At 70.0% G+C, this 26,171-nt stretch carries 20 protein-coding genes; 5 read left to right on the top strand and 15 right to left on the bottom strand.

Going from position 1 to position 26,171, the window contains the following annotated elements:
• Positions 1–21: 21 nt before the first annotated feature.
• The 8 genes from ACYU7G_RS05990 to ACYU7G_RS05955 form a co-directional block, all read right to left on the bottom strand.
• Positions 22–1,029, bottom strand: a complete 1,008-nt coding sequence (locus ACYU7G_RS05990) for a LacI family DNA-binding transcriptional regulator (protein WP_461105803.1) — start codon at positions 1,027–1,029, stop codon at positions 22–24.
• A 61-nt stretch (positions 1,030–1,090) separates the two neighbouring features.
• The gene (locus ACYU7G_RS05985) at positions 1,091–2,512 is read right to left on the bottom strand and encodes a GH1 family beta-glucosidase (RefSeq protein WP_461105801.1); all 1,422 of its coding nucleotides are present in this window, start codon (positions 2,510–2,512) and stop codon (positions 1,091–1,093) included.
• Positions 2,512–3,396, bottom strand: coding sequence for a carbohydrate ABC transporter permease (locus ACYU7G_RS05980; RefSeq protein ID WP_461105799.1), 885 nt, complete (start codon positions 3,394–3,396; stop codon positions 2,512–2,514). The genes ACYU7G_RS05985 and ACYU7G_RS05980 overlap by 1 nt, the downstream gene beginning before the upstream one ends.
• Positions 3,393–4,376, bottom strand: coding sequence for a carbohydrate ABC transporter permease (locus ACYU7G_RS05975; RefSeq protein ID WP_461105797.1), 984 nt, complete (start codon positions 4,374–4,376; stop codon positions 3,393–3,395). Before ACYU7G_RS05975 ends, ACYU7G_RS05980 begins: the two co-directional genes overlap by 4 nt.
• Positions 4,377–4,514: 138 nt before the next feature.
• Positions 4,515–5,900 (bottom strand): ABC transporter substrate-binding protein, encoded by a 1,386-nt coding sequence (locus ACYU7G_RS05970; RefSeq protein WP_461105795.1) that lies wholly within the window; start codon positions 5,898–5,900, stop codon positions 4,515–4,517.
• A gap of 158 nt (positions 5,901–6,058) precedes the next feature.
• Positions 6,059–6,898: a xanthine dehydrogenase accessory protein XdhC gene (xdhC, locus tag ACYU7G_RS05965; RefSeq protein ID WP_461105793.1), complete on the bottom strand. Its 840-nt coding sequence runs from the start codon at positions 6,896–6,898 to the stop codon at positions 6,059–6,061.
• Positions 6,898–9,252 (bottom strand): xanthine dehydrogenase molybdopterin binding subunit, encoded by a 2,355-nt coding sequence (xdhB, locus tag ACYU7G_RS05960; RefSeq protein ID WP_461105791.1) that lies wholly within the window; start codon positions 9,250–9,252, stop codon positions 6,898–6,900. Before xdhB ends, xdhC begins: the two co-directional genes overlap by 1 nt.
• The gene (locus tag ACYU7G_RS05955; protein WP_461105789.1) at positions 9,249–10,673 is read right to left on the bottom strand and encodes a xanthine dehydrogenase small subunit; all 1,425 of its coding nucleotides are present in this window, start codon (positions 10,671–10,673) and stop codon (positions 9,249–9,251) included. Before ACYU7G_RS05955 ends, xdhB begins: the two co-directional genes overlap by 4 nt.
• Before the next feature lie 84 nt (positions 10,674–10,757).
• On the opposite strand from ACYU7G_RS05955, the gene ACYU7G_RS05950 reads away from it, so the two are divergent.
• The 3 genes from ACYU7G_RS05950 to ACYU7G_RS05940 all read left to right on the top strand — a co-directional run bounded on the left by ACYU7G_RS05950 (position 10,758) and on the right by ACYU7G_RS05940 (position 12,868).
• Entirely contained in the window at positions 10,758–11,354 is a 597-nt protein-coding gene (locus ACYU7G_RS05950; protein ID WP_461105787.1) for a histidine phosphatase family protein, read from the top strand.
• Positions 11,355–11,455: 101 nt separating this feature from the next.
• Complete coding sequence (locus tag ACYU7G_RS05945) at positions 11,456–11,887, top strand: hypothetical protein (protein WP_461105785.1); 432 nt, start codon at positions 11,456–11,458, stop codon at positions 11,885–11,887.
• Positions 11,888–11,926: 39 nt separating this feature from the next.
• A complete protein-coding gene (locus ACYU7G_RS05940) occupies positions 11,927–12,868 on the top strand; it encodes an aminoglycoside phosphotransferase family protein (RefSeq protein ID WP_461105783.1) in 942 nt (313 codons plus the stop codon).
• A gap of 20 nt (positions 12,869–12,888) precedes the next feature.
• On the opposite strand, the gene ACYU7G_RS05935 is transcribed toward ACYU7G_RS05940, so the two are convergent.
• From ACYU7G_RS05935 to ACYU7G_RS05915, 5 genes are read right to left on the bottom strand one after another with little or no spacing between them, the layout of a single operon-like run.
• Positions 12,889–14,334, bottom strand: coding sequence for a sulfatase family protein (locus ACYU7G_RS05935; RefSeq protein ID WP_461105781.1), 1,446 nt, complete (start codon positions 14,332–14,334; stop codon positions 12,889–12,891).
• 43 nt (positions 14,335–14,377) lie between these two features.
• On the bottom strand, positions 14,378–15,397 hold the full coding sequence (locus ACYU7G_RS05930; protein ID WP_461105779.1) for an aliphatic sulfonate ABC transporter substrate-binding protein: 1,020 nt from the start codon (positions 15,395–15,397) through the stop codon (positions 14,378–14,380).
• Positions 15,398–15,433: 36 nt separating this feature from the next.
• The gene (locus ACYU7G_RS05925; protein ID WP_461105777.1) at positions 15,434–16,315 is read right to left on the bottom strand and encodes an ABC transporter ATP-binding protein; all 882 of its coding nucleotides are present in this window, start codon (positions 16,313–16,315) and stop codon (positions 15,434–15,436) included.
• Positions 16,312–17,091: an ABC transporter permease gene (locus ACYU7G_RS05920; protein WP_461105775.1), complete on the bottom strand. Its 780-nt coding sequence runs from the start codon at positions 17,089–17,091 to the stop codon at positions 16,312–16,314. The genes ACYU7G_RS05925 and ACYU7G_RS05920 overlap by 4 nt, the downstream gene beginning before the upstream one ends.
• Positions 17,091–17,678, bottom strand: a complete 588-nt coding sequence (locus tag ACYU7G_RS05915; protein WP_461105773.1) for a helix-turn-helix transcriptional regulator — start codon at positions 17,676–17,678, stop codon at positions 17,091–17,093. The genes ACYU7G_RS05920 and ACYU7G_RS05915 overlap by 1 nt, the downstream gene beginning before the upstream one ends.
• A gap of 225 nt (positions 17,679–17,903) precedes the next feature.
• Between ACYU7G_RS05915 and mutA the strand changes: the two genes are divergently transcribed.
• On the top strand, positions 17,904–19,787 hold the full coding sequence (mutA, locus tag ACYU7G_RS05910; protein WP_461105771.1) for a methylmalonyl-CoA mutase small subunit: 1,884 nt from the start codon (positions 17,904–17,906) through the stop codon (positions 19,785–19,787).
• Positions 19,784–21,976 carry a methylmalonyl-CoA mutase gene (scpA, locus tag ACYU7G_RS05905; protein ID WP_461105769.1) on the top strand — a complete coding sequence of 731 codons (2,193 nt, stop codon included), beginning with the start codon at positions 19,784–19,786 and terminating at the stop codon, positions 21,974–21,976. The genes mutA and scpA overlap by 4 nt, the downstream gene beginning before the upstream one ends.
• A 132-nt stretch (positions 21,977–22,108) precedes the next feature.
• On the opposite strand, the gene ACYU7G_RS05900 is transcribed toward scpA, so the two are convergent.
• Complete coding sequence (locus ACYU7G_RS05900; RefSeq protein ID WP_461105767.1) at positions 22,109–24,124, bottom strand: BCCT family transporter; 2,016 nt, start codon at positions 24,122–24,124, stop codon at positions 22,109–22,111.
• A gap of 174 nt (positions 24,125–24,298) precedes the next feature.
• Positions 24,299–26,170 (bottom strand): glycoside hydrolase family 15 protein, encoded by a 1,872-nt coding sequence (locus ACYU7G_RS05895; protein WP_461105765.1) that lies wholly within the window; start codon positions 26,168–26,170, stop codon positions 24,299–24,301.
• Position 26,171: the final 1 nt, after the last annotated feature.

The raw sequence follows: 26,171 nt of genomic DNA, 5'->3' as shown, positions 1-26,171 counted from the left end.
CTTACTGACAGGCAGAGGCGATCACGCCGAGGCCCGGACCACCAGGTCGGTGTCCATGATGGTGACCTTTTCCGCGGGTTGCCCCTCAATCAGGCGGACCAGCACCCGAGCCATCTCGGCGCCCATCTCAACCACGGGCTGGCGGACGGTGGTCAGCGGTGGCTCGGCGGAGACGCTGAAGGAGGCGTCGTCGTAGCCCACGACGGCGACGTCGTCGGGGATGCTCAACCCGGCAGCACGCAGCGGCCCGTAGGCGGCCACGGCCATCTCGTCGGAGGCGATGAACACCCCGTCGAAGCTCTCCCCACCGGCCAGCAGGCGCTGCATGGCCTCGCGGCCGGAGTCGGCGCTGTAGCGGCCGTGCTCGATGGGCCCACGCTCCAGGCCGGCGGCCTCGAGCTCCTCCTCCCAGCCACGGATGCGGTCCTGGGCGCCGGGCATCGACGGCGGCCCGGAGATGGTGGCGATCCGTTCACAGCCGCGCTCGACGAGGTGGCGCACCGCCCGGCGCGCCCCGGCGACGTTGTCCACGTCGACGAAGTAGCTGCGGTCCTGCAACTCGTCGAGGGGACGGCCGCCGAAGACCACCGGCAGCGTGTCAGCGATGTCCGCCCACGAGTGGTCACCGGTCTGGTGGGAGACCACCAGCGCGCCGTCGACGTTGCCGCCCAGCAGGTAGCGCATGGTCTTGGCCACCTGGTCCTCGGACTCGATGATCATGTTGAGCGTGTAGTCCGTGGGCGCCAGCTCCAGCGCGGCACCCTGGACGACCGCGCCGAAGAACGGGTCCGCGAAGAACCGCGCCGTGCTCTCCGGCACCACCAGCGCGATCGCGAAGGCCCGCCGGCTGGCCAGCGAGCGCGCCGCCCGGTTGGGCACGTAGTTCAGTGCCGCGATGGAGCGCTGCACCGTCGCCACCACGCCCGGATCCACCGTCGGGGTGCCATTGACCACGCGTGAGACCGTGGCCCGCGACACCCCCGCGTGCGCGGCCACCATCTCCAGGGTGGGCGCCTTCTGCCTTGACATTCCTGACCTTCCGAAACCGTTTCGCCTCACCTTAGGGCCTGTAACCGCTACGAGGATCCGATCAGCCGGCCGGAGCCGGCTCCCGGGTGGCGGCGATCAGCCCGGCGTAGCGCAGGGCGCTCAGCTTGGGGGTGCGCTCGAGCGTCTCGTAGTCCACGTGGACGATCCCGAACCGCTTCGCATAACCCCACGCCCACTCGAAGTTGTCGATGAAGGACCAGGCGAAGTAGCCCCGCACGTCCGCGCCCTGGTCGATGGCGTCGGCCACCGCCCACAGGTGCGCACGGATGTAGTCCCAGCGCTCGACGTCGTCGATGCGGCCGTGGACCACCTCGTCCTCGTAGGCCGCGCCGTTCTCCGTGATCCACAGTGGCGGCAGGTTGTCGTAGGTGCGGGTGAGGCGCACCAGCAGCTCGCGCAGGCCGTCAGGGTTCACCTCCCAGCCCATCGCGGTCTGCGGCAGGCCGCGGGTGGGAGAGGTGACGTGCTCGGACCCGACGAACCAGGACCGGCCCGGCTTCGGCGTGGGTGCCTTGCCCGGCGGGTGCCCCTCGGGCAGCGGGTGACCGCTGAAGTTGTCGTCGTGGTAGTGGTTGACACCGAGGAAGTCGATGGGGGCCGAGATGGTCTCCAGGTCCCCCTCCAGCACGTACTGCTCGAAGTCGTAGTCGCGCAGGTCCTCCAGCACGTCGGCCGGGTAGGCGCCCAGCAGCAGCGGCTCCAGGTACATCCGGTTCCACAGCCCGTCGAGGCGGCGGGCGGCGTCGACGTCGATCGGGTCGGTGGGGTCGTTCGGGATGGCATTGGTGAGGTTGAGGGTGATGCCGATCTCCAAGTCCTGCCCCAGCGCCCGCAACTGCCCGGTGGCCAGGCCGTGGGCGAGGTGCTGGTGGTGCAGGGCCGCGAGCCCGGCGTGCGGGTCGGTCAGGCCGGGCGCGTGCTCGCCGCCGACGTGGCCGATCAGGGAACTGCACAACGGCTCGTTGAACGTGGTCCAGTGGCGGACCCGGTCCCCCAGCTTCTCGTGCACGGCGACGGCGTAGTCGGCGAACCGGTGCGCGGTGTCGCGGTTGGCCCAGCCGCCCTGCTCCTGCACGGCCTGCGGCAGGTCCCAGTGGTAGAGGGTCAGCCACGGCAGGATGCCGGCCTCGAGCAGCTCGTCGACGAGACGGCTGTAGAAGTCCAGGCCCACCGGGTTGACGTCGCGGTCGCCGGGCTTGATGCGGGCCCAGCTGGTGGAGAAGCGGTAGGACTGCAGCCCGAGCTCCTTCATCAGGGCGACGTCGGCGGGCATCCGGTGGTAGTGGTCCACGGCCACCTCGGGGGTGTCTCCCCCGGCGACGGCGAGGGGCTGCCGTGCGAAGTGGTCCCAGATGGAGTCCTCCTTGCCGTCGACGTGCGCGGCACCCTCGATCTGGGCCGCCGCCGCGGCCGAACCCCACAGGAATCCCGCGGGGAACCTGTCCTCCAGACGCGTCGCCATCAACCCTTCACTGCTCCTGCCATGATTCCGGAGACCAACTGCTTTCCCGCGACGACGAACAACAGCAGCAGCGGCAGCGTCGCGAGCACCGCTCCTGCGAGGACGATCGAGTAGTCTACGTACTTGGCGGACTGCAGCTGGCTGAGCGCCACCTGCAGGGTGGGGTTCTGCGGCACGACGAGCAGCGGCCACAGGTAGTCGGTCCAGGCCGTCATGAACGTGAACAGGCCGAGGATGGCCATCGCGGGCCGGGCCGCGGGCAGACCGACGTTGACGAACGTGCGGATCATGCTGGCGCCGTCGACGCGGGCGGCCTCGATCAGTTCGTCGGGGATGACGTCGACGAGGTACTGGCGCATGAAGAACACACCGAAGGCCGTCACCAGGGTGGGGATGATCACGGCGCCGAGGGTGCCGGTCCAGCCGAACTCCTTCATCAGCATGAACAGCGGGATGATGCCCAGCTGGGTGGGCACGGCGAGCGTGGCGATTACGAAGACCATCAGCCCCTCTCGGCCGCGGAACCGCAGCTTGGCGAACGCGTAGCCGGCCAGCGTCGAGAAGAACACCACGGAGACGGTGATCACCGAGGACACGATCATCGAGTTGGCCAGGGACTTCCAGAACGGCACCGTGGCGAACACCTCGGACACGTTCACCCAGAACTGGCTGCCGGGCAGCAGCGGCGGGAACATCTGCACCAGGGCGGTCTTGTCCGAGCTGCCCATCACGAACGACCAGTACAGCGGGTAGGTGCTGCCGACCAGCAGGGCGCCGAGCATCGCGTAGACGAACCAACGGGGGCGGGCCTCGATGCCGATGCCGCCTCGCCTGCGACGCCGGGCGGGGTCGGCCGTCGTCGGTGGGGCTGTGGTGGTGGTCATGCCTTCTCCTTGCGACGGCGCTTCTCCTTCGCCGGGCCGGAGCCGGCGATGCTGCGCGAGAGCTGGAAGTTGATGAGCCCGATGGCCACGATGATCAGGAACAGGATCCAGGCGACGGCGGATGCCCGCCCGAACTCCTGCCGGTTGAACGCCAGGTCCCACAGGTAGAGCACCGTGGTCTGGTACTCGCGGCCGGGGCCGCCGGGGATGGAGCTGGTGGCGTCGAACAGCTTGGGTTCGGTGAAGATCTGCAGGCCGCCGATGGTGGCGGTGATGATCACGAAGATCATGGTGGGGCGGATGCTGGGGATGGTGATGGCGAAGAACCGCTTCACCGCGCCGGCGCCGTCGATGGCGGCCGACTCGTAGAGTTCCCGCGGCACGGCCTGCATGGCGGCCAGCAGGATCAGGGCGTTGTAGCCGGTCCAGCGCCAGTTCACCATAGCGGCGATGGCGAGGTGGCTGGGGAGGGTCTCGCTCTTCCACATCACCGGGTCCATGCCGATGGTGGTGAGGATGTTGTTGATGAGGCCGTAGCGCTCGCCGAACATGTTGCCGAAGATCAGTGTCACGGCGACGGGGGTGACGACGTAGGGCACGATCACCGAGAGCCGCCAGAACGTCTTGGTGCGCAGGTTCTGGTCCAGGATCGCCGCGATCGCCGTCGCCGCGATCAGCTGCGGGATGGCCGAGAGCAGGAAGATGCTGAACGTGTTGAAGATGGAGTTCCAGAACAGCTTGTCGGTCAGTTCACGCTGGAAGTTGGCGAAGCCGACCCATTCACCCGGGCCGGTGAGCAGGTTCCAGTCGTTCAGCGCGACGACGAAGGTGTAGCCGAGCGGGAACAGGCCCACCACCGCGAACAGGATGAAGAACGGTGCGACGTAGGCATACGGCGAGTAGCGGACGTCGGCGCGGCTGAGGCGCTGGCGCCAGGTCAGCTGCTGTTGGTGCGGCGCCTGCGCTGGCGTTGCGTGCATCATGGATTCCTTCTGTGGCCGTTGGTCGAGTAGGTCGCCCCGCGACCGTGTCGAGACCCTTGGACCCTCAGGTGTGGTCTCGACACGCGCCTGCTCGTTCCTCGCGGGCGCTACTCGACCAACGGTTCGAGTTGTCGCTCAGCCGACGATGGTGTCGAGCAGTTCGATGGCGGTGTTCCAGGAGGCCTCGGGGTCGGCCCCGCCGGCGTCGATCTCCTTGACGGCCGCCCCGAAGACCTGCTCCTGGATGACCGAGTCGTCCGGGCCCTTGTACTGGGCGTGGACACCCTCGGCGCGGGAGCCGAGGATCTCACCGACGGGTGCGTCGTTGAAGATGGCGGTCAGCTCGCTCTCGCCCAGGACGGCTGGGTCCTGCTGCGCCTCGAGGTTGCTCGGGAAGGTGCCGGCGGCCTGGAAGGCTGCGGCCTGCTGCTCGGCGGCGGTCAGCCACTCGGCCAGCGCGGCGGCCTCGGCCGGGTGCTCGGAGGTGGTGGGCACCGTCAGGAAGGTGCCGCCCCAGTTCGCGGGGCCGCCGGGGAAGACGTCGGCGAAGTCCCAGCCGGTGGAGGCGTCGCCGCCGCCGGCCTCGATCTGGCCCTTGATGACACCCAGCATCCAGCCCGGGCACACGGCGACGGCGAAGGAGCCGTCGACGAAGGCCTGGCCGCCGCCCCAGTCCCACTGGGTCTGGTTGTCCGACAGGCCGTCGGAGGCAGCGTTGGCGAGGAGCGTCCAGCGGTCCTTCAGCTCCTGGTTGTCGACGATGTTGAGCTCGCCGTCGGCGGAGTAGTAGCCCTCCTCGAGCTGGTTGACCATGGCGTTCCAGACGAATCCGGACTGGTCGTACCAGGACTTGCCGGTGGCCTCGTGGTACTGGCGGCCGACGTCGAAGAAGTTCTCCCAGGTGGCGTCGTCCCCGCCGAGGAGTTCGGCGAAGCCCTCACGGTCCGACGGGAGGCCCGCCTCCTCGAGGAGGGTGCCGTTGAAGCACAGGCCCTGGGGGCCGATGTCGGTGCCGTAGCCGATGATGCGGCCCTCGGCGTCGGTGGCCTGGGCCACCTTCCAGTCCACCCAGTTGCCGGAGAGCTCTTCGGCGCCGTACTCGCGCAGGTCGGTGAAGGAGTCGCTGACGGTCATGACGGAGGCCAGCCAGCCCTCCTCGACGGCCTGGACGTCCGGGAGGCCCGCGCCGGCGGCCTGCTTGGTCTGCCAGTCGGTCAGGGCGTTGCCGCCGGTGTCGATGTTGGTGGCCTCGATCTTGATGCCGGGGTTGGCCTCCTCGTACTGGGCGTAGAGGTCGTCCAGACCCATGGTGCCGAACGTGGTGACGGTGAGGGTGATCTCCTCGGCCGGCCCCTCGTTGTCACCGGTGTCACCGGTGTCTCCCGTGTCGGCGGTGGTGTTGGCGTCGGTGGGCTCCTCGGTGTCGCCGTCGGTGGTTCCCGAGCAGGCGGTGAGGAGCAGGGACAGGGCCGCGATGCCGGAAACGGCTGCGGTCAAACGGGTGCGTCGGTTGGTGTTCACGTCACTTCCTTGTGGTGGAGAGGCGGTTGAGAGAGCGCTCCCTCAGGCTTGAAGAACCGTAACCCGACGAATGGCGGCGCGTCAAGAGAGCGCTCTCACGCCGTTATGGAACCGTTACATTGTGACTCCTCGGGCGGCGGAAGCGGCTCGCAGACGGCTCAGCCGACCGACGGCGGGCGCACCGGGTCCGCGGGCGCGACGGCCGGGGCCAGCCAGGTGCGCACCAGATCGGCCACCACGGAGATGGCCACCACGGCCGGGGACTTGCCCTCGATCCCGGGCAGGCCGATGGGGCAGCGGATCCGGTCGACGGCGACGGCGGGGTGGCCCTCGGCCTGCAGGCGCATCCGGAACCGGGCCCACTTGGCGGTGGACCCGATCAGCCCGACGCTGCCCCACCCCGGACGCCGCAGCACGGCGTCGCAGATGGCCATGTCCTCAGCATGGTCGTGGGTGAGGATGACCAGGTGGCTGCCGGCCGGCAGCAGTTCGAGCACGGCCTCGGGAACCAGCGGCTGGTGGCGCCAGACCCGCGCCGGCCCGGTGCGCAGGTCGGTCTCCTGCTCCGGTTCCAGCACGTCGGGACGCGTGTCCACCAGGTGCAGCTGCACGTCGAGCCGGGACACGATCCGGGCCACCTCGAGGCCGACGTGGCCCAAACCGAAGACCGCCACCGTCGGGCGCACCGGCAGGGGCTCCAGCAGCAGCTGCACGGTGCCGCCGCAGCACTGCTTGCCGAAGGTGTTGTGGACGTGCTCGTTGAGGCCGAATTCGAGGAACTCTGGCCGCGTGAGCCCGTGGTGCAGCATCGCGACGGCACGTTCGACGGCCGCGGCCTCCAGGTTGCCGCCGCCCACGCTGCCCCACTGTCCGACGGCGGAGACCACCAGCTTGGCGCCCGGGTCACGGGGTGCGTGGCCGCGCACGTCGGTGAGGGTGACCAGGACGGCCGGATGGCCCTGGTCGCGCAGCATGTCGAGCGCCTTGATCCAGTCCATCAGGCACCGCCGGAGTTGCGGGCGGCGTCCAGGGCCCAGAAGACGGCCTCCGGGGTGGCGGGGCTGCCCAGGTCCACTGTCGCGCCGGTCGGGCCGAACGCCGCGCAGGCCTGCCGCAGCGCCTCCCGGACGCTGAAGGCCAGCATCAGCGGCGGCTCCCCCACCGCCTTGGAGCCGTGGATGACGCCGGGCTCGGCGGCGTCGGTGTGGAAGTCGACGTTGAAGACCTCCGGCAGTTCGGAGAAGCTGGGCAGCTTGTAGGTGCTGGCGGCCTGGGTGGTCAGCCGGCCCCGGCCGGGCCCGTCGGAGGTGTCCCAACGCAATTCCTCCAGCGTCAGCCACCCCATCCCCTGCACGAACCCGCCCTCCACCTGGCCGCGGTCCACCAGCGGCGAGAGGCTGTTGCCGACGTCGTGGCGGATGTCGACGCGCAGCACCCGGTTGGCGCCGGTGAAGCCGTCCACCTCCACCTCCGCCACCGCCGCCCCGTAGGCGAAGTACTTGAACGGTTGGCCATGCACTCGGGTGGTGTCCCAGTGCAGGCCCTCGGTGCGGTGGAAGCCGGCGGCCGACAGCTGCACGCGACGGTTGTAGGCCTCGGCCACCACGTCGGCGAAGGTGAGCTCGGGCCGCGGGTCGGCGTCGGTGCCCACCGCGCCGTCGGCGAAGCGCACCCGGTCAGGCTCCGCGCCGAGGAGGTCGGCGGCCACCGTGGCGAGGCGTGCCCGGAGCTCGGCGCAGGCGTCGTGGACGGCGGCGCCGTTGAGGTCGGAGCCGGAGCTGGCGGCGGTGGCGGAGGTGTTGGGCACCTTGTCCGTGCGGGTGGGCGCCAGCCGCACCGTCGCCAGCGGCACGCCCAGCGCGGTGGCGGCCACCTGCAGCATCTTGGTGTGCAGGCCCTGGCCCATCTCGGTGCCGCCGTGGTTCACCAGCACGGAGCCGTCCTTGTAGATGAGCACCAGCGCGCCGGCCTGGTTGTAGGTGGTGAGGGTGAAGGAGATGCCGAACTTGACGGGCGTGATGGCGATCCCGCGCTTGCGGTGCTCGTGGGCGGCGTTGAAGGCGGCGACGTCGCCCTGCCGCCGCTGGAACCCACTGGTGCGGGCCAGTGTGTCCCAGATCTCCGGCATCCGGTGGGCGTGGCGGACCTCCTGCCCGTACGGCGTGGTCTGCCCGTCGGTGTAGAGGTTGCGACGGCGCACCACGTCGGCGGGGATCCCCAGCCGGGGCGCCACCTGGCCGATCACGTCCTCGATGACCAGCATCCCCTGCGGCCCACCGAAGCCACGGAAGGCGGTCTGGGAGGTCTTGTTGGTGCGGGCGATCCGGCCCTGGACGCGGATGTCGGGGACGAAGTAGGCGTTGTCGACGTGGCACAGTGCCCGCAGCAGGACCGGCTCGGACAGGTCCAGGCTCCAGCCGCCGTCGGAGGTGAGGGTGGCGGCCAGTGCGAGGATGCGGCCGTCGTCGTCGAAGCCTGCCTCCCAGGTGGCGTGGAAGGGGTGCCGCTTGCCGGTCATGGTGATGTCCTGGGTGCGGTTGAGCCGCACCCGGACGGGGCGTCCCGTCAACCTGGCCCCCAGCGCGGCGACGGCGGCGAAGCCGTGCGGCTGCATCTCCTTGCCGCCGAAGCCGCCGCCCATCCGCAGGCACTGCACCGTGACCTCGTGGGAGCGCAGCCCCAGCACGTGTGCCACGATCTCCTGCGTCTCGGTGGGGTGCTGGGTGCTGCACTGCACGAACACCTGCCCGGCCTCGTCGACGACGGCGAGGCTGGCGTGGGTCTCCAGGTAGAAGTGCTCCTGCCCGCCGAAGCTGAACTCGCCGCGGAACACGTGCGGGCTGGCGACCACGGCGGCGGTGGCGTCGCCGCGCTCGAGCACGGGCTGGGCGCCCTGGAAGCTGCCGGCGGTGATGGCCTCCTCGATGGTGACCAGCGAGGGCAGCGGCTCGTACTCGACGGTGACCGCCTCCGCGCCCAGCCGGGCGGCCTCCGGGGTCTCGCCCAGCACCCATGCCACGGCCTGCGAGTGGTACATCACCTCGTGCGGGAACAGCGGCTCGTCGTGCTTGGTGCCGGAGTCGTTGACGCCCGGGACGTCGGCGGCGGTGAGGACGCGCACCACACCGGGCATCGCGGCGGCGGGCGTCGTTTCCAGGCCCGCCACCCGGGCGTGGGCGTGGGGCGCCTGCACGGGCCAGGCGTGCAGGACGTCGCGGGCGCGCAGGAACAGGTCGTCGGTGAACAGGGCCGTCCCGGTGACGTGGCCGACGGCGCTCTCGTGCGGCAGCGGGGCGCCCACCCCGTCGCTGCTGGCGGTGGCGCTGGTGGGTCGTTCCTCGAGGGTGGTCACTGCGTCGCCTCCCCGCTGGCGTGCTCGGCGTGGAAGCGGAGCATCGCCTGCCGCAGCATCGCGCTGCGGTAGTGGGCGCTGGCGCGGTGGTCATCGAGTGGGGTGCCCTCCCCCGCCATCAGTTCGGCCGCGGCCCGCACCGTCGGCAGGTCCCAGCGCCGCCCCGTGAGGTAGTCCTCGACGGTGGTGGCGCGGATGGGGGTGGCGGTCACTCCCCCGAGGCCGATCCTGACCCGGGCCACCACCCCGTCGTCGAGGTCAGCGGCGATCGCGACGGCCACCGACGAGATGTCGTCGAAGCGGCGCTTGGCCACCTTGCAGAACATGGTGGCGGACGGTTGGGGCTGCGGCAGCCGTACGGACCGGATGAGTTCGCCGTCGCGCAGGAGCGTCTGGCGGTAGCCGGTGAAGAACTCGGCCAGCGGCACCTCGCGCTCACCGTCGCCGGAGGCCAGCACGAGTGTGGCGTCCAGCGCCAGCAGGGCGGGCGCCGCGTCGCCGATGGGTGACGCGGTGCCCAGGTTCCCGCCGAGCGTCGCGGCGTTGCGGATCAGCCGGGACGCGAACAACGGGAACACCTCGGCCAGCAGCGGCACCCTGCCTGCCAGGCCGCGCTCCACGTCTGAGAGGCTGAGCGCCGCCCCGATCTCGATCCCGTCGTCGGAGGCCGTGAGCCCGCGGAGTTCAGGGAGGTGGTCGATGGCCACCAGCAGCGGGGCGCGACGGTGCCGCAGGTTGGCCTCGACCCCCCAGTCCGTTGACCCGGCCAGCAGTTGCGCGTCGGGGCGCTCGGCCAGCAGTTGGAGGGTGTCGGCCAGGCTGGCCGGGCGGACGAACTCGCCCCTGTCGGTGGCCCGGGCGGTTTCCGACGGTGCGGGCGCCGGCTGGGCACGCCGCCGGGCGAGCGCGTCTTCTTCGGCGGGCAGGCCTATGGCGTCAGCGGCGTCTTGGATGGGCCGGTAGCCGGTGCAGCGGCACAGGTTGCCGCCGAGGGCGTGGATGTCGAAGTCGCCGTGTCCGGGAGTGGGGTGGCGGTCCTCCCGGTAGAACTCGGCCGCCATGGCACACACGAAACCGGGGGTGCAGAACCCGCACTGGGAGCCGCCGCGCACGGCCAGCTCCCGCTGCGCGGGGTGGAGGTTTTCGGGGGTGCCGAGGCCCTCGGCGGTGACCACCTCCTGGCCGTCGAGCGCCAACGCCGGGACGAGGCAGGAGTTGACCGCCATCCAGCGGGTGCCGCCCTCGCCGTCTGGCCTGGCCACCAGCACCGCGCAGGCGCCGCACTCCCCCTCCGCGCAGCCCTCCTTCGCGGCCGTCAGCCCTTGCCACCGGAGCCACTCGAGGGCACTGGTGTGCGGGTACGCGTCGACTGCGGTCCGCCGTCGGCCGTTGACGAGGACCTCGACGCCCATCTGCGTCATACCCTCCGAGACTACGCGCGCAGCCGCGGACGCGGGCCGATTCCGGGCACCGCGTGCTTGACCCCGCCCACTAGGCTGTGAGCCATGCGACTCATCCTCATCCGCCACGGCGAGACCCAGGCCAACGTTGACAGACTGCTCGACACCGCCGTGCCCGGGCTCCCGCTGACCGAGCGCGGGGTGGAGCAGGCCCACGCCCTGGCCGAGGCCATCGCCGACGAGGAGATCGACGCCGTGTTCGTCTCCACCCTCACCCGCGCCCAGCAGACCGCCGAGCCGCTGGTGGGCAAGCGCGGCCTCAAGGCCACCGTCCTCGACGGCATCCACGAGATCTCAGCCGGCGTCCACGAGATGAGCCCGGACTGGACCACCTACGTTGGGATGCTGGAGAGCTGGTCGCCGGAGAACCTGGACGCCAAGCTCGAGGGCGGCGAGTCCGCGCGCGAGTTCCTGCACCGCTTCGACACCGCGATCGCCCAGATCGAGGAGGAGGGGCACGAGGCCGTCGCCGTCGTCAGCCACGGTGCTGCCCTGCGCGTGTGGGCCATCACCAAGGACCCCAACTGGAGCCGCGAGACCGCGCCCGCGCTGGAGAACACCCAGTGGATCGTCCTGACCGGCAGCACCGCCGACGGCTGGCGCATCGAGCGCTGGGGCGAGCACCTGGCCGACGCCCTCTGACCCGGAGGTCCGTCCCTTCTTTCCGAAGCTCCCGACGAACGGGTCGGTAGACCGACCCCAACGCAGGCCGCTTGCGACGGGTCGGCGCATACCATTGGGGAATGGCCAACGTATCGACCATCCTCAAGGCCGCCGGAGCCGTCGTCGCGACGACGGTGACCATCCTTGGCGCGCTGCGCGACAACCCCCAACTGTCCGAGGGATTCAACGCCACCCTCAACAAGATCAAGTCCGCCACCAACTCAGAGAACCCGAAGATCCGGTTCGACGGGAAGCTGACGGCGATCGAGGCGTGCGCGGACGCCGTCGAGGAGAACTTCCCCGACGCGGTGGAACCCGAGTTGTGGCGGGCGCTGACGAAGACGTTGCGGATGCGGGGTGAGCTCGCGTGGAGCGCCAACGAGGGTGGTGCGCGGAAGAAGGCGATGAAGGCGCTGACCGCCGAGGCCACCGAGGTGCTCCAACAGGTCAACGACCACCTGGTCACGCTGACGAAGCCGGCCACGCTGACCGACGGTCGCCCGGCGGAGTAGGTCGGAGCCACCGCGGCCCGCCCTGTATAGGCTGGTGGGGTGCTCGTCCCCGGTGCCTTCCATGACAAGATCGCTGGCCGTCCGGCCGACGAGCGAACGGCGCGGCCCGTCGACGGCGACACTTGGCTCGCGTTGCTCCCGCGGCTGGTTGACGAGCACATGGCCCGATGGGAACTCGCTGTCGACGGCGCGCCCCGCTTCGGCGAGAACGCGCTGGTGCTGCCGGTGGTGGTGGGCGGGACGCTTGAAGGTCGGGCTGTGTTGAAGCTGGGTTGGCCCCATGTCGAGGCCGACCAGGAACACCTCGCGCTGCGACTGTGGGACGGCGAGGGTTCGGTCAGGCTCCTCGCCGCGAACCCGGCCGCCGACGTCCTCCTGCTCGAGCGGCTCGACGCCGACCACCCGCTGTCTTCGGTCTCCGTTCTGGAGTCCTGTGAGTCGATCGGCGAGTTGTTCCGTCGGCTCGACCGCGAGGGGTCGCCGCAGTTCCAGACGGTCGCGCACCGGGCGCACCGCTGGCGCCGCCAACTTTCCGCGGTGGGCCGGACCGTCTCGCCCCGCCTCGTGGAGCAGGCGCTCGGCACCCTCGACGGACTCCTCGCAAGCGCCCCCGAAGGTCGACTCGTGCATGAGGACCTGCACGACGCCAACGCCCTCGCGCCGCTCGATCCCACGCGGGGCGAATGGCTGGCGATCGACCCCAAGCCCATCGTCGGGGAGTGGGCATACGCCGTCGCCCCGGTGGTGTGGAACCGCGCGGAGGAGGCTGCGAATGCGCACAACTTCCGGGCGCACGTCCGGCTCCGGGCCGACGTCGTCGCGGACGCGGCCGGACTGGACCTGGATCGTGTCTACGCCTGGACTTTCGTCAGGCTCGTCCTCAACGCCGTCTGGGCTGCGGAGTACCTGCCGTCGTCCGGCGACTTCCTCGGCCGCATGATCGCGCTGGCCAAGGCGTTCGCGGACCCACCCGATTGGTGAGGGGCGGAGCGGGGGTGGCCTCAGACGCTCCAGTCCAGACGCGGCGTGTCCGGACCGCGGTACGGCTCGTCGGCGTACTCCGCCTGCAGCTCGGCCAGCCGCTCGCGAAGCCCGGCCAGCACGTCGGCGTAGGCCGGATCGTCGACGACGTTGTTCAGCTCCGCCGGATCGGCCACCAGGTCGTACAGCTCGAACTCCTCCGGCATGATCCTGTCGGAGGAGCCGGGCGAGCCCAGACCGTCGTTGTAGTAGTGGATGTACTTGTGGGTGTGCGTCCGGATGCCGTAGTGGGCGGGGGCGGCGTGGTTGGGGTCGTCGTGCTCCCAGTAGCGGTAGTAGATCGCGTCCCGCCAGCCCTCGACGTCCTCGCCCCGCAGCAGGGGGCGGAAGCTGGTGCCCTGGTTGGCGGGCAGCTCGGCGGCGGCGTCGAAGCCGCACATGTCCAGGAACGTGGCGGCGAAGTCCACGTTGGTGATCATGGCGTCCACGCGCGTGCCAGCGGGGACCTCGGCGGGCCAGCGCAGCAGCATCGGCATCGTGAGGGACTCGTCGAACATCAGGCGCTTGTCGAACCAGCCATGGTCACCCAGGAAGAACCCCTGGTCCGAGGCGTAGACGACGATGGTGTCGTCGGCCAGACCCTCGGCCTCGAGGTGGTCCAGCAGCCGGCCGACGTTGTCGTCGATGGACGCGATGGTCTGCAGGTAGTCGCGCATGTAGCGCTGGTACTTCCACGACGCGCGCTCCCGGGCCTTGTCGTCGCCCTGCAGCTCGGCGGGCACCTCCTCCTTCACGTCGGTGAAGGTGAGGTCGTCCAGCGTCATGTGGACGTTCTTGACCACGTCGGAGCGCGATTCGTGCGTGTCCCACATCGTCTCCGGCTCGGGGATGGACCCGACGGGGTAGAGGTCCTTGTGCTTCTCGTCTGGGATCCACGGCCGGTGGGGCGCCTTGTGGTGGACGAGCAGCGCGAACGGCCGCTCCGGGTCCCGCCTGTCGAGGAAGTCGATGCTGAGGTCGGTGATGATGTCAGTGGCGTAGCCCTCGATCCGACGGTGCCCGCCCGGCCCGTAGAACTCCGGGTCGATGTAGTCGCCCTGCCCGGGAACGATCAGCCAGTCGTCAAAGCCACGCGGGTTGGCCTTCTCCTTCTCCCCCAGGTGCCACTTGCCGTACAGCGCGGTCTGGTAGCCGCTGCGGTGCAGCACCTGGGTGAAGGTGTCGACGCGGTAGTCGAAGTTGGAGAAGATCGAGCTCGCGCCGTTGACGTGGCTGTAGGTGCCGGTGAGGATGCTCGCCCTTGACGGGGTGCAGATCGAGTTCGTGCAGTACACGGCATCGAGTCGCGCGCCCTCCGTGGCCAACCTGTCCAGGTGCGGCGTCCGGTTCACACGGCTCCCGTACGCCGAGATGGCGTGGGCGGCGTGGTCGTCGGACAGGATGAAGACCAGGTTGGGTGCGGTCATGCGTGCTCGGGGCTCCTTCGGTGGTGCGGGTGGTGGTGGCGGATCAGGCCTGCTCGTACTCCGAGGCCAGCCAGTAGTCGGCCACGGGGGCAACCTCGGCGAGCTTCTCGGCGTCCACGAAGTGCTCGTTCAGCGTGGTGAACCACTCCTCGATGGTGCCGTCGGCGATCATCTCGGTGACGCGGTCCGGGCCCAGCACGTCGACGAACTCCTGCTCGGAGGCGATGGAGTCCTCCGGGATGTCGAGGAACTCGGCCAGCTGGGTGTTGAGCTCGTCGCGGTTCTCGACGGCCCAGGCGAAGGCCTCCTTCTGCACGGCCTGGAACTTGGCCAGCAGCTCGGGACGATCGGTGATGCCGGGCGCGGCCACCTGGCAGGCGGGGAACGCCAGCTCCGGGAAGTCCGCGGACTTCACGAGCTCGACGGTGTCCGCGTTCTGGTCCAGGATCGTCTGGACGTGCGGGTACCAGATGCCGACGGCGTCGACCTGCTTGGAGATGAACGCGCTGACGGCGGTGGGCGGGTCCATGACGACGCGCTCGATGTCGTCCACGGTCATGCCGGCGGACTCGAGGGCGAGGCTGAGCAGGATGTCGCCGGAGGTGCCCTCGGGGACGCCGACGGTCTTGCCGCGCAGGTCCTCGATCGAGGAGATGCCGGGCTGGGCGAGGATGCGGTCCGCCTGGCCGTTGGAGTTGACCGAGACCACCGTCGCCTCGCCGGACATGGGCAGCCAGAGGGCGCCGAAGCCGATGTAGCCGAAGTCGATGTCGCCGGTGCCGAGGGCCTGGATCTGGAGCGGTCCGTTGGTGAACACGACGGTCTCGGCCTCGAGCCCGTGCTTGGCCCACAGGCCCTGCTTCTCGGCGATGTTGACGAGCATGGCGCCGTTGCCGTCGGCGATGTAGCCGACCTTCACCGGCTCGGTCTCCACGGGTGCGTCGGTTCCGCCCGCGGTGGGGGCGGTGGTGGGCTCGTCTTCGGAGGAGCACGCGGCGAGCGCGCCCACGCCGAGGATCCCTGCGGTTCCGATGAGCACCTGCCGGCGGCTGAAAGCAGTCATTGATTTCTCCTGGTTGGGGTTGGGTGGGATGGGGTGTCAGAAGCTTGGGCCGGGGTTGCGGGTGGGGCGCCAGATGCCCTTGCGGATCTGGGAGCCCTCACCTCCCGGGTCATCGGGTCCGGGCTCGTCCCTCGGCGCCTGCGGCTCCGGCGGGGAGTCCTGGTGGTAGACGGAGTTCCAGACCTCGTTGCGGATGGCCGTGAACTCCGGGGAGGTGCGCAGGTCCTCGGTGCGCTCGTCGGGGAGGTCGACGTCGATGATGCGGTGGATGCGGCCGGGGCGGGCCGCCATCACGATCACGCGGTTGGCCAGGAACACGGCCTCGTCGACGTCGTGGGTGATGAACATGACGGTGCGCTGCTCCTGGCTCCACGTCTCGAGCAGTTGGCTCTGCATGTGGACGCGGGTCAGGGCGTCGAGGGCGCCGAACGGCTCGTCCATCAGCAGGATCGACGGGTCGGCGGCGTAGGCGCGGGCGATGGCGCAGCGCTGCTTCATGCCTCCGGAGAGGGTCTTGGGCAGGGAGTCGGCGAAGGCAGTGAGGCCGGTGAGCTCCAGCTGCCGGTCCACGATCTCGTTGCGACTCGCCCTGGAGATCTTCTTCAGCTTCAGCCCGAACTCGACGTTCTGGCGGACGGTGAGCCACGGGAACAGCGCGTACTGCTGGAAGATGACGCCGCGCTCCGGGCCCGGCCCCTTGACGGGGACGCCGTCGACGAGCACCTCGCCGCCGGAGGGGATCAGGAGGCCGGCGGCCATGTTCATGATGGTGGACTTGCCGCACCCGGAGGGGCCGACGACGGTGACGAACTCGTTGTCGGCGATGGTCAGGGACAGGTCCTGGACGGCGTGGAAAGGCTGGCCGTTGACGTCGAAGGTGGCCGTCACCCGGTCGAAAACGATCTTCTCGGTGTTCATCGGCGCTCCTGCCAGCTGGTGAGGACGGAGTCGGCCCACAGCAGCAGGCGGTCCATCACCAGACCGAGGAGTCCGATGATGACCACGCCTACGAAGATGGTGGGCAGGTCGTAGTAGATCTGGGCGCGCTGCATCATGAACCCGAGCCCGAGCTGGGCGGCGATCAGCTCCGCGGCCACCACCGTCGCCCAGGCGGAGCCGAGGCCCTGCCGCAGGCCCACCATGATGAACGGCGTCGAGGCGGGGATGACGATGCTGCGGAAGATCACGAGGTCAGAGGCACCCAGGACGCGGCCGGCGTTGATCAGGGTCTTGTCCACGTTCAGCACGCCCTGGAAGGTGGCGACGATGGACACGAGGAAGGCCGCCAGCGAGATCACGGCCACCTTGGGCACCTCGCCGATGCCGAGCAGCACGATCATCAGGGGGATCAGCGCCAGCGGCGGGATGGTGCGGAAGAACTGGGTCCAGGGCTCGAGGATGGCGCGGATGGGGCGGTACCACCCCATGAGGAAGCCCAGCGGGATGGCCAGCCCGGAGCCGATCACGAAGCCCAGCAGGACGCGCTGCATGGAGGCCAGCACGTGCTCCTGCAGGGAGCCCGCGGCCACCTGCTCGAGGAACCGGGAGGCGACCTCCGCGGGGTTGGGCAGCGTCGTCGGGTTCAGCACGGAGGCGAGCCACCACAGGCCGATGCCGCCGAACACCGAGAGGATGCTGAGGGACAGGTACAGGTAGTTGACCGGACGCCTGGTCCGAGCCTTCCGCAGCATCATCAACGGCCGCCGTCTTCCTTGGAGTCCTGCTCGGCCAGCAGTTCTGCGAGGCGACGCTCCGTCGTCTCGAGCCAGCCGATGTAGAGGGAGGTGGAGTGCCAGCCCCTGTCGTGGGTGATCACGTCGATGTAGGTCAGCCAGTCGCGATCGATCTCGGGGATCGGTTCCGCGTCGGCGCTGGGCAAGGTGGGGTAGCCCTCGTCGGCGCGCTGCTTGCGACGGTGCTCCAGCTCGGTGCGCACGATTCGCAGGGCGTGCTCGGGGCCGAGCTGGCCCGCGAAGTTGAGGCGCACCATGAAGTCGGGCGACATCGGGCGCGGTGAGGGGACGTAGTCCGAGGCGGCCCACTCCAGGAGCGCCTCCCGCCCGGTCTTGGTCAGCGAGTAGACCTTGGCGGCGGCCTCGGGCGCGTCCGAGGGGGTCTCCACCCAGCCGAGCTCCACGAATTCGCCGATGGCACGGTAGACCGGGGTCATGGAGCGGGTGCGGCCGAGGAACACGCCCTCGGAGCGCAGCCACTTGCCCAGTTCGTATCCGCTCGCGGGCTTGCGGGCGAGCAGCCCCAGCAGCGGGTAGTCCGGCTTCATGGGGTCACCTCCTTGTGTTGCCAGTGGGTACACCTTGCCTTGGCGCTCTGCGCGGGGTCAAGCGATTCACGGGTCGATTTTGGTAACAATCAGCGCGGATGTTCGCGCAAGGCGTAGCACACGGCCCCCCGGGACCTTTCAGCACCCCGCCCAAAACTTCCCAAGGACCCGCGGATAGGGTTTGGACACACCGAAGATCCGAATGGACTTCCTGGACGGAGAACGATGAACGAGGTAGATCGAAACACTGCTCGTCTGACACTCGCGGCCGACTTCGACACCCCCTCCCGGCAGGACTGGGAGCGCGAGGTACTGAAGGTTCTCAACCGCCGACGCCCCGAGGGCAGGGAACTCGGCATCGAGCAGGCCTACCAGCGCCTGACGAGCCGCACCGTGGACGGCCTGGAGACCAAGCCACTCCACACCCGCGTCGACGCCCCCGAGGCGCTCGGCTTCCCCGGCGTGGCACCCTTCACCCGAGGCACCACCATCCGCAGCGGGGAGCTCGACGGCGGCTGGCAGATCGCGCAACTCCACGAGGACCCCGACGTCGCCACCACCCGTTCCGCGGTGCTCACCGACCTCGAGCGCGGCGGCAGCGCCGTGTGGCTGCGGGTGGATCCCGACGCCGTCGCGCCGCAGGACCTGGGGGCGGTGCTGGCCGACGTCCTGCTGGACCTCGCGCCCGTGCACGTCTCCAGCCGTACCGACCAGCTGGCCGCGGCCCGCGCCCTCGTGGCCGTCCTCGAGGCGTCCGACAAGGACGCGAAGGCCTTCACCGGCAGCTTCGGCATCGACCCGATCGGCCTCGCCGCCCAGCACGGCACCGCGCCCGACATGGCAGCGGTGGCCGAGGCCGTCGAGTTGGCCCGCCCCTACCCCGGCATCCGGCCGATCGTCGTGGACTCCGGCATGTTCCACAACGCCGGTGCCGGCGACGTGCAGGAACTGGCCTGGGCCCTCGCCGCGGGCGTGGAGTACGTGCGGGCGCTGACCGGCGCCGGACTCAGCGTCGACGAGGCCTTCGACAAGATCCTGTTCCGGGTCTCGGCCACCACCGAGCAGTTCATCACCATCTCCCGGTTGCGGGCCCTGCGCACGCTCTGGTCCCGGGTGGGCGCGGAGCTGGGCGTGGCACCGGCCCGCCGCGGCGCCGTCCAGCACGCCGTCAGCTCACTGCGGCAGGTCTCCCGGGATGACCCGTACGTCAACGTGCTGCGCGGCACCATCTCGTGCTTCGCCGCCTCCGCGGGTGGCGCGGAGACCATCACCGTGCTGCCCCTCGACGCCGCGATCGGCCTGCCGAACGAGCTCAGCCGACGCATCGCCCGCAACATCCAGGTGGTGCTGGCCGAGGAGTCCAACCTGGGACGGGTCAACGACCCGGCCGGCGGCTCCTTCTACGTGGAGTCCATGACCCGGCAGCTGTGCGAGCGCGCCTGGGAGCTGTTCGGTGCCGTCGACGAGGCGGGCTTCGCGGCCGCCGTCGCCGACGGGACGGTCGCGGCCCAGCTGGCCGAGACCAACGCGGCCCGCGCGAAGCTGCTGGCCACCCGCAAGCTGCCGCTGACCGGCGTGTCCATGTTCCCCGACGCGGACGAGCAGCCGCTGGAGCGCAAGCCCCGCCCCGAGGCGCCGCACCTGGCCGGCATCGTGCCGGTACGCGACGCCCAGGTCTTCGAGGACCTGCGGGACCGCAGCGCCGCCATGGCCGCGGCCGGCTCCCCACCGACGGTGCTGCTGGCCTGCCTCGGCAGCCGCCGCGACTTCGGCGCCCGCGAGGGCTTCACGTCGAACCTCTACCACGTGGCCGGCATCCGGACCGTGCTCGCCGAGGGCGAGTCCCCCGAGGAATTCGCCCGGCAGCTGGCCGACTCCGGCGCCACCATCGCGGTGCTGTGCTCCACTGCCAAGGTGTACGCGGACCAGGGCGTCGCCGTCGCGCAGGCGCTGCGGGACGCGGGCGCCGCCGAGGTGCGGGTCGCCGGACAGCTGAAGGAACTCGGTCCCGACGTCCCAGAGGGCCTCGTCGACGGCAACGTCTTCGACGGCATGGACGTGGTCGAGCTGCTCACCACCACCCTCGAGAAGCTGGAGGCAGGAAAGTGACCACCATCCCCCGATTCGGTTCGGTCCCCCTGGGTGACCTCGGCGCCCCCGCCGACGCCGCGGCCCAGTTCGACGCCATCACCCACGCCGTCGGGCACAGCGCCGGTTGGCAGACGCCCGAGCACATCTTGGTGCCGCCGTTGTTCGGCGACGCCGACCTGGCCGGCCTCGACTTCCTCGAGACCGCCCCCGGCATGCCGCCATTCCTGCGCGGCCCGTACCCGACGATGTACGTGAACCAGCCCTGGACCATCCGCCAGTACGCCGGGTTCTCGACGGCGGAGGAGTCGAACGCCTTCTACCGCCGCAACCTCGCCGCCGGGCAGAAGGGCCTCTCGATCGCCTTCGACCTGGCCACGCACCGCGGCTACGACTCGGACCACCCGCGCGTGGCCGGGGACGTCGGCATGGCCGGCGTGGCGGTGGACTCCATCCTGGACATGCGCCAGCTCTTCGACGGCATCCCGCTGGACCAGATGAGCGTGTCCATGACGATGAACGGCGCGGTGCTGCCCATCCTGGCGCTCTACGTCGTGGCCGCCGAGGAGCAGGGCGTGAAGCCCGAGCAGCTGGCGGGGACCATCCAGAACGACATCCTCAAGGAGTTCATGGTCCGCAACACCTACGTCTACCCGCCGGCGCCGTCGATGCGGATCATCGCGGACATCTTCGCGTTCACCAGCGCGAACATGCCCAAGTTCAACTCGATCTCCATCTCCGGCTACCACATGCAGGAGGCGGGGGCGACGGCCGACATCGAGATGGCCTACACCCTGGCCGACGGCATCGAGTACGTCCGTGCCGGCGAGTCGGTGGGGCTGAACGTGGACCAGTTCGCGCCGCGGCTGAGCTTCTTCTGGGCCATCGGCATGAACTTCTACATGGAGGTGGCCAAGCTGCGCGCGGCCCGCCTGCTGTGGGCACGCCTGGTGCGCGAGTTCGGACCGAAGAACCCGAAGTCGATGAGCCTGCGGACGCACTCGCAGACCTCCGGCTGGTCCCTGACCGCGCAGGACGTCTACAACAACGTCGCGCGCACCACCATCGAGGCGATGGCGGCCACCCAGGGCCACACCCAGTCGCTGCACACCAACGCCCTCGACGAGGCCATCGCGCTGCCCACCGACTTCTCCGCCCGCATCGCCCGCAACACGCAGCTGTTCCTGCAGCACGAGTCCGGCACCACCCGCACCGTCGACCCGTGGGCGGGTTCGGCCTACGTGGAGAAGCTCACCGAGCAGCTCGCCAACAAGGCGTGGGAGCGGATCCGCGAGGTGGAGGAGGCCGGCGGCATGGCCAAGGCCATCGAGCAGGGCATCCCCAAGATGCGCATCGAGGAGGCCGCGGCCCGCACCCAGGCCCGCATCGACTCCGGCCGGCAGCCCGTGATCGGCGTCAACAAGTTCCGGCTGGACGAAGAGGACACCCTCGACGTGCTCAAGGTGGACAACAAGTCCGTCCGCGAGCAGCAACTCGCCAAGCTGGAGCGGCTCCGAGCGGAGCGGGACGAGCAGGCCACACAGGCCGCCCTCGAGCGCCTCACCTGGGCCGCCGCCAACCCGGACGCCACGGACCCGGAGCGCAACCTGCTGAAGCTGTCCATCGACGCGGCCCGCGCGCAGGCGTCGGTGGGCGAGATCTCGGACGCACTCGAGCGTTCCTTCGGTCGCTACACGGCCCAGATCCGTACCATCACCGGTGTGTACAACAAGGAGACCGGCTCCACCGAGGCCACCGCCCGCGCCCGCGCGCTCGTCGAGAAGTTCGAGGCAGAGGAGGGGCGCCGCCCGCGCATCCTCGTCGCCAAGATGGGTCAGGACGGCCACGACCGCGGCCAGAAGGTGATCGCGACGGCGTACGCGGACCTGGGCATGGACGTCGACGTGGGTCCGCTGTTCCAGACGCCGGAGGAGGTGGCCCGGCAGGCCGTCGAGTCCGACGTCCACGTCGTCGGCGTCTCGTCGCTGGCGGCCGGCCACCTGACGTTGGTCCCCGCCCTGCGGGCGGAGCTGGACCGGCTGGGCCGCGAGGATTTGATGATCGTCGTCGGCGGCGTCATCCCCAGCCAGGACTTCGACGAGCTCCGCGCCAACGGTGCCGACGCGATCTACCCGCCCGGCACCATCATCCCGGAGGCCGCCATCGACCTCCTCGAGATCCTGGGCAGGCGCCTCCGCGAGGAGGCCTGACCCACCAGACCCCCGGGCGGAACAGACCTGCTCCTGTTCCGCCCGGGTCAACCACCGACCCGCCTCTCCCCCGGAGGCGGGTCGGTTTGGCGTCCCCACGCGCAACGGTCCGGGACGGAGGCCCGGACGGGATCACTCCTCGGGCTCGGTCCGTTCTCGCCGTGTGGTCCTCCGGTTCTCCCCCACGGTCAGCGACGCGTCTCCCGACGCGGTGTGGCGGGGGTCGCTCGGCCCGGGTTTCTGGATGTGACCGGGCGTCAGGGTCCGGGTGACGTCCTCTGCCGTGACGTGTGTCTCGTCCTCCGACAGGCCCGTGGCGGTGTCCCACCACTCGGTGAGTGCCGGGTCGTCGGTGTCGATGCCGGCACCTGCGCCTTCGTCGGGGGCCACCTCGAGCGCGTTGAACACGAAGTCATCGCCGTGTTCCTCGATGCCGCGACGCACCCCTTGGGCGATCGCCGCGGTGGCGAAACGGCGCCGCAGCATGTACGGGTCGTTGCGCAGTTCCTTGCCCCAGGAGACGAGCACCCCGCTGACGATGATGGCGAAGGGCAGGGCTGTGACGATCATGATGGCCTGCAGCCCGGAGAGCGCCTCCTCGCCGCCGGCCAGGAGCAGCGCCATCGCGGCCGCACCGAGCAGGAGGCCCCACATGATGGTGATCCAGGTGGTCGGCTCAGGGCGTCCGCGCTGGCTCATGGAGCCCATCACGATCGAAGCGGAGTCCGCTGACGTCACGAAGAACAGGATGATCGAGACCATCGCCGCCACGGACAGGACCCCTGCGATGGGCACCTGCCAACCTCCGATGACGAGGTTGCTCTGCAGGGCGTCGAACACGGCGAACAGGACGCCCTCGTTGCCGCTCTCGCCACGCACGGCGGTGATGCCGCCGTTGGACTGCTCGTCGTAGAGCATCGTCGTGGCACCCATGATGCCGAACCAGATCACGCAGACGATGGAAGGCACGATGATGACGACGGTGACGAACTCGCGCAGGGTCCGACCGCGGGAGATCTTGGCGATGAACATGCCGACGAAGGGAGTCCAGGAGATCCACCACGCCCAGTAGTAGTTGGTCCAGCCGTTCATGAAGGCAGCGGAGGCCTCGCCCTGGCCGGGGTTGCGGGTGAGCATCATCCCCAGCTCGCTGAAGAAGGCGGCGACGCTCGCGGGAACCATGTTGAGCAGGAAGAGGGTGGGACCACCGACGAAGATCAGCAGCGCAATCACCCCGGCCACCACCATGTTGATGTTTGACAGCAGTCGGATGCCCCGCTTGATGCCGGAGACCGCCGAGACCACGAAGGCCCCGGTCAGCACGGTGATGATGACGATGAGCATGCCGTTCCCGAAGGGTCCCAGCCCCGAGACCACCTCCACGCCGGCCGCCACCTGGAGGGCTCCCATGCCGAGGGTGACGGCGGTGCCGAACAGGGTGACGATGATCGCGAAGGTGTCGATGACCGAGCCGATCCAGCCGTCGGTGCGCTCCTTGAAGATCGGGTAGAAGATCGCCGAGATCAACGGAGCCCGCCCGCGACGATAGGCCGCGTAGGCGATCGCGCCCCCGACCAGCGCGTAGAACCCCCACGCCATCGGCCCCCAGTGCAGGATCGACTGGGCCAACGCCGCGAGCATGGCATCCCGGGTCCCCGGTTCCGCGTCGAAGCCGTAGGGCACGTCGGCGAAGTAGACCAGCGGCTCACTGGGTCCCCAGAACAGCAGCCCGATGCCCATCCCGGCCGAGAACAGCATCGCCACCCAGGCGGTCGTCGAGAACTCCGGCTGCTCGTCGTCCGCGCCGAGGCGCACGCCGCCGGTGCGGCCGTAGCCCACCACCAGCATGAACGTCAGTGTCACCACGGCCAGCAGGGAGAACAGCCAGCCGAAGTTGTCCGTGGTCCAGTTGCGTGCGGCGACGCCGACCTCGTTGACCGTTGTCGGGCTGACGAACCCCCAGACCACGACGGCCACGACGGCGAGACCGGCGACGGCGATCACGGTCCAGTTCGTCCTGAACTCTCGCGCGGTGTCCTCCACCCCGACCCCCGGGATCAGGGCAGGGTGGGTCACCTCCCTGACGAGGCGGCGGATCGGCTCATCCTTCTTGTTCCGCGGTGAACCGTCGGGCTGCTTGTCGACCATGTCATTGCTTCCGTTTGACCTGCGCGAACGGACCCAAACGCTACCGCTCATGGCCTCCACGCGAGCCGGAATGGCAAATCATTGGGCGGGATTGCCGGTGACCCAGTCGCCGAAGGGAGTGGATCGCGCGCTCCGTCGCGCTTGGGCGCCCGCGAACGCGTCCCCTCCCCCGATTCAGGAGCGCTTGGCCGAGGTGCCGTAGCGGCCGCCGTGCCGGCTGGGCTCGACGTGGCCGCGGCACACGGCGATGGCGTCGGCGGCGCGGATCAGTCCGAGGTGGCTGAACGCCTGCGGGTAGTTGCCCAGCATCTGGTCCGAGACCGGGTCGTACTCCTCGGCCAGCAGGTCGAGCCCGCCCATCGCCCCCACCAGCTTCTCCATCAGCGCCTCCGCGTCGTCGAGGCGGCCGGAGTGGGCGTACTGCTCCACCAGCCAGAAGCTGCAGATCATGAACGACGACTCGCCACCCGGCAGCCCGTCGACGCCTCCGTGGGTGCGGTAGCGGTGGACCAGGCCGTGCGAGTCGAGCAGGTCGGTCTCGATCCGGGCGACGGTGGCCAGCATCCGCGGGTCGTCGTAGTCCACGAACCCGGTCTGCGGCAGTTGCAGCAGGGAGGCATCCACCTCGTCGTTCTCGTAGGCCTGCCGGAAGGCACCGTCCGGGCCGACGCCGCGCTGCTCGATCTCGGCCCGCAGCGCGTCGCGGTGCTCGCGCCAGGACTCGAAGTCGCCGCTCAGGCCATACTCCTCGACGGCGCGGATCGCCTGGTCGTAGGCCGCCCACATCATCACGCGGCCGTGGGTGAAGAACATCTCCTCGCCACGCATCTCCCAGATGCCGTGGTCAGGGTCGTCGAAGCGCCGGGTCTGCAGGTCCAGCATCGCCTGCTGCAGCCCCCACGAGAACGATTCCTCCGCCTCACCCGAGTCCCGCAGCTGGCCGAGCGCGATCATCACCTCGCCCACCACGTCGGCCTGGTACTGGCCGACGGCGCCGTTGCCGATCCGCACCGGCTTGGAGTCCGCGTAGCCGCGCAGGTGCGACAGTTCCCGCTCGGCCAGGTCCCGCTCGCCGCCCAGCCCGTACATGATCAGCAGGTCCTCGGGATCGCCCGCCACGGCCCGCAGCAACCAACGTCGCCACGCCGCCGCACCACCGTCGAAGCCGTGGGCCATCATGGCCTCCAGCGTGAGGGCCGAGTCCCGCAGCCACGTGAAGCGGTAGTCCCAGTTGCGGCTGCCGCCCAGGTCCTCGGGCAGCGACGTCGTCGCCGCGGCCACGATCCCGCCCGTGTCGCGGTGGGTGAGCGCCCGCAGCACCATCAACGAGCGGCGCACCTCCTGCGCCCAGCGACCCTTCGCCTCGATGGGGGCCGCCCAGTCCCGCCAGTCGGCCAGCGTCTCCTCGAGCGCGACGTCGGCGTCGATCATCGGCGGCACCTCCCGCCAGGAGTCCAGGCCGGTCAGCACCCAGGTGAGCTCGTCGCCCTCGTGGAGGGTGTGGACGCTGCGGTGCAGACGCTCCCCCGGGACCGCCTCGGGAAGAGGGCCGTGGAGCGCGAGGGCGGCGGGGCCACCGACGGCCCACAACACCTGCTCGGAGGTCCCGTCGGGCCGTTCCACGTCGCGGCGGTGCACCCACGGCACGATGTCGCCGTAGGAGAAGCGCATGCACAGTTCGTGCACCACGCGCACGGTCCCGCGGGTGCAGCGGATCCGGCGCACGACGTCGGAGCGTTCGGGCTCCACCGGCATCCAGTCCAGCGCCTCCGCGGTGCCCTCGCCGCCCTGCCAGCGGGTGCGCAGCACGAAGGTGTCGTCCAGGTAGTCGCGGTCGGTGACCGTGCCGTCCTCGACGGCCACCAGCCAGCGGCCGTCCTCGGGGGTGCCGAGCAGGTTGTTGAACACCGACGGCGAGTCGAAGCGGGGCAGGCACAGCCAGTCGAGGCTGCCGCCCGGCGAGACCAGGGCGGCGGTCCGCAGGTCCCCGAGGAAGGCGTACTCGCCGATCGGGACATCCGTGGGTTCGTCGTCCGGTCTGGTCATC

The sequence above is a fragment of the Tessaracoccus terricola genome, from assembly GCF_054776555.1.
This window is presented reverse-complemented; position numbering and strand designations above follow the sequence as displayed.

Excerpts from the sequence above, each read along its gene's own strand:
- ACYU7G_RS05985 (WP_461105801.1), bottom strand. The coding sequence starts at position 2,512 with ATGGCGACGCGTCTGGAGGACAGGTTCCCCGCGGGATTCCTGTGGGGT.
- mutA (WP_461105771.1), top strand. The coding sequence starts at position 17,904 with ATGAACGAGGTAGATCGAAACACTGCTCGTCTGACACTCGCGGCCGAC.
- ACYU7G_RS05895 (WP_461105765.1), bottom strand. The coding sequence starts at position 26,170 with ATGACCAGACCGGACGACGAACCCACGGATGTCCCGATCGGCGAGTAC.
- ACYU7G_RS05930 (WP_461105779.1), bottom strand. The coding sequence starts at position 15,397 with ATGACTGCTTTCAGCCGCCGGCAGGTGCTCATCGGAACCGCAGGGATC.
- xdhC (WP_461105793.1), bottom strand. The coding sequence starts at position 6,898 with ATGGACTGGATCAAGGCGCTCGACATGCTGCGCGACCAGGGCCATCCG.
- ACYU7G_RS05915 (WP_461105773.1), bottom strand. The coding sequence starts at position 17,678 with ATGAAGCCGGACTACCCGCTGCTGGGGCTGCTCGCCCGCAAGCCCGCG.
- ACYU7G_RS05975 (WP_461105797.1), bottom strand. The coding sequence starts at position 4,376 with ATGCACGCAACGCCAGCGCAGGCGCCGCACCAACAGCAGCTGACCTGG.
- ACYU7G_RS05935 (WP_461105781.1), bottom strand. The coding sequence starts at position 14,334 with ATGACCGCACCCAACCTGGTCTTCATCCTGTCCGACGACCACGCCGCC.
- ACYU7G_RS05920 (WP_461105775.1), bottom strand. The coding sequence starts at position 17,091 with ATGATGCTGCGGAAGGCTCGGACCAGGCGTCCGGTCAACTACCTGTAC.
- ACYU7G_RS05900 (WP_461105767.1), bottom strand. The coding sequence starts at position 24,124 with ATGGTCGACAAGCAGCCCGACGGTTCACCGCGGAACAAGAAGGATGAG.
- ACYU7G_RS05990 (WP_461105803.1), bottom strand. The coding sequence starts at position 1,029 with ATGTCAAGGCAGAAGGCGCCCACCCTGGAGATGGTGGCCGCGCACGCG.
- ACYU7G_RS05925 (WP_461105777.1), bottom strand. The coding sequence starts at position 16,315 with ATGAACACCGAGAAGATCGTTTTCGACCGGGTGACGGCCACCTTCGAC.
- ACYU7G_RS05955 (WP_461105789.1), bottom strand. The coding sequence starts at position 10,673 with ATGACGCAGATGGGCGTCGAGGTCCTCGTCAACGGCCGACGGCGGACC.
- ACYU7G_RS05950 (WP_461105787.1), top strand. The coding sequence starts at position 10,758 with ATGCGACTCATCCTCATCCGCCACGGCGAGACCCAGGCCAACGTTGAC.
- ACYU7G_RS05945 (WP_461105785.1), top strand. The coding sequence starts at position 11,456 with ATGGCCAACGTATCGACCATCCTCAAGGCCGCCGGAGCCGTCGTCGCG.
- ACYU7G_RS05980 (WP_461105799.1), bottom strand. The coding sequence starts at position 3,396 with ATGACCACCACCACAGCCCCACCGACGACGGCCGACCCCGCCCGGCGT.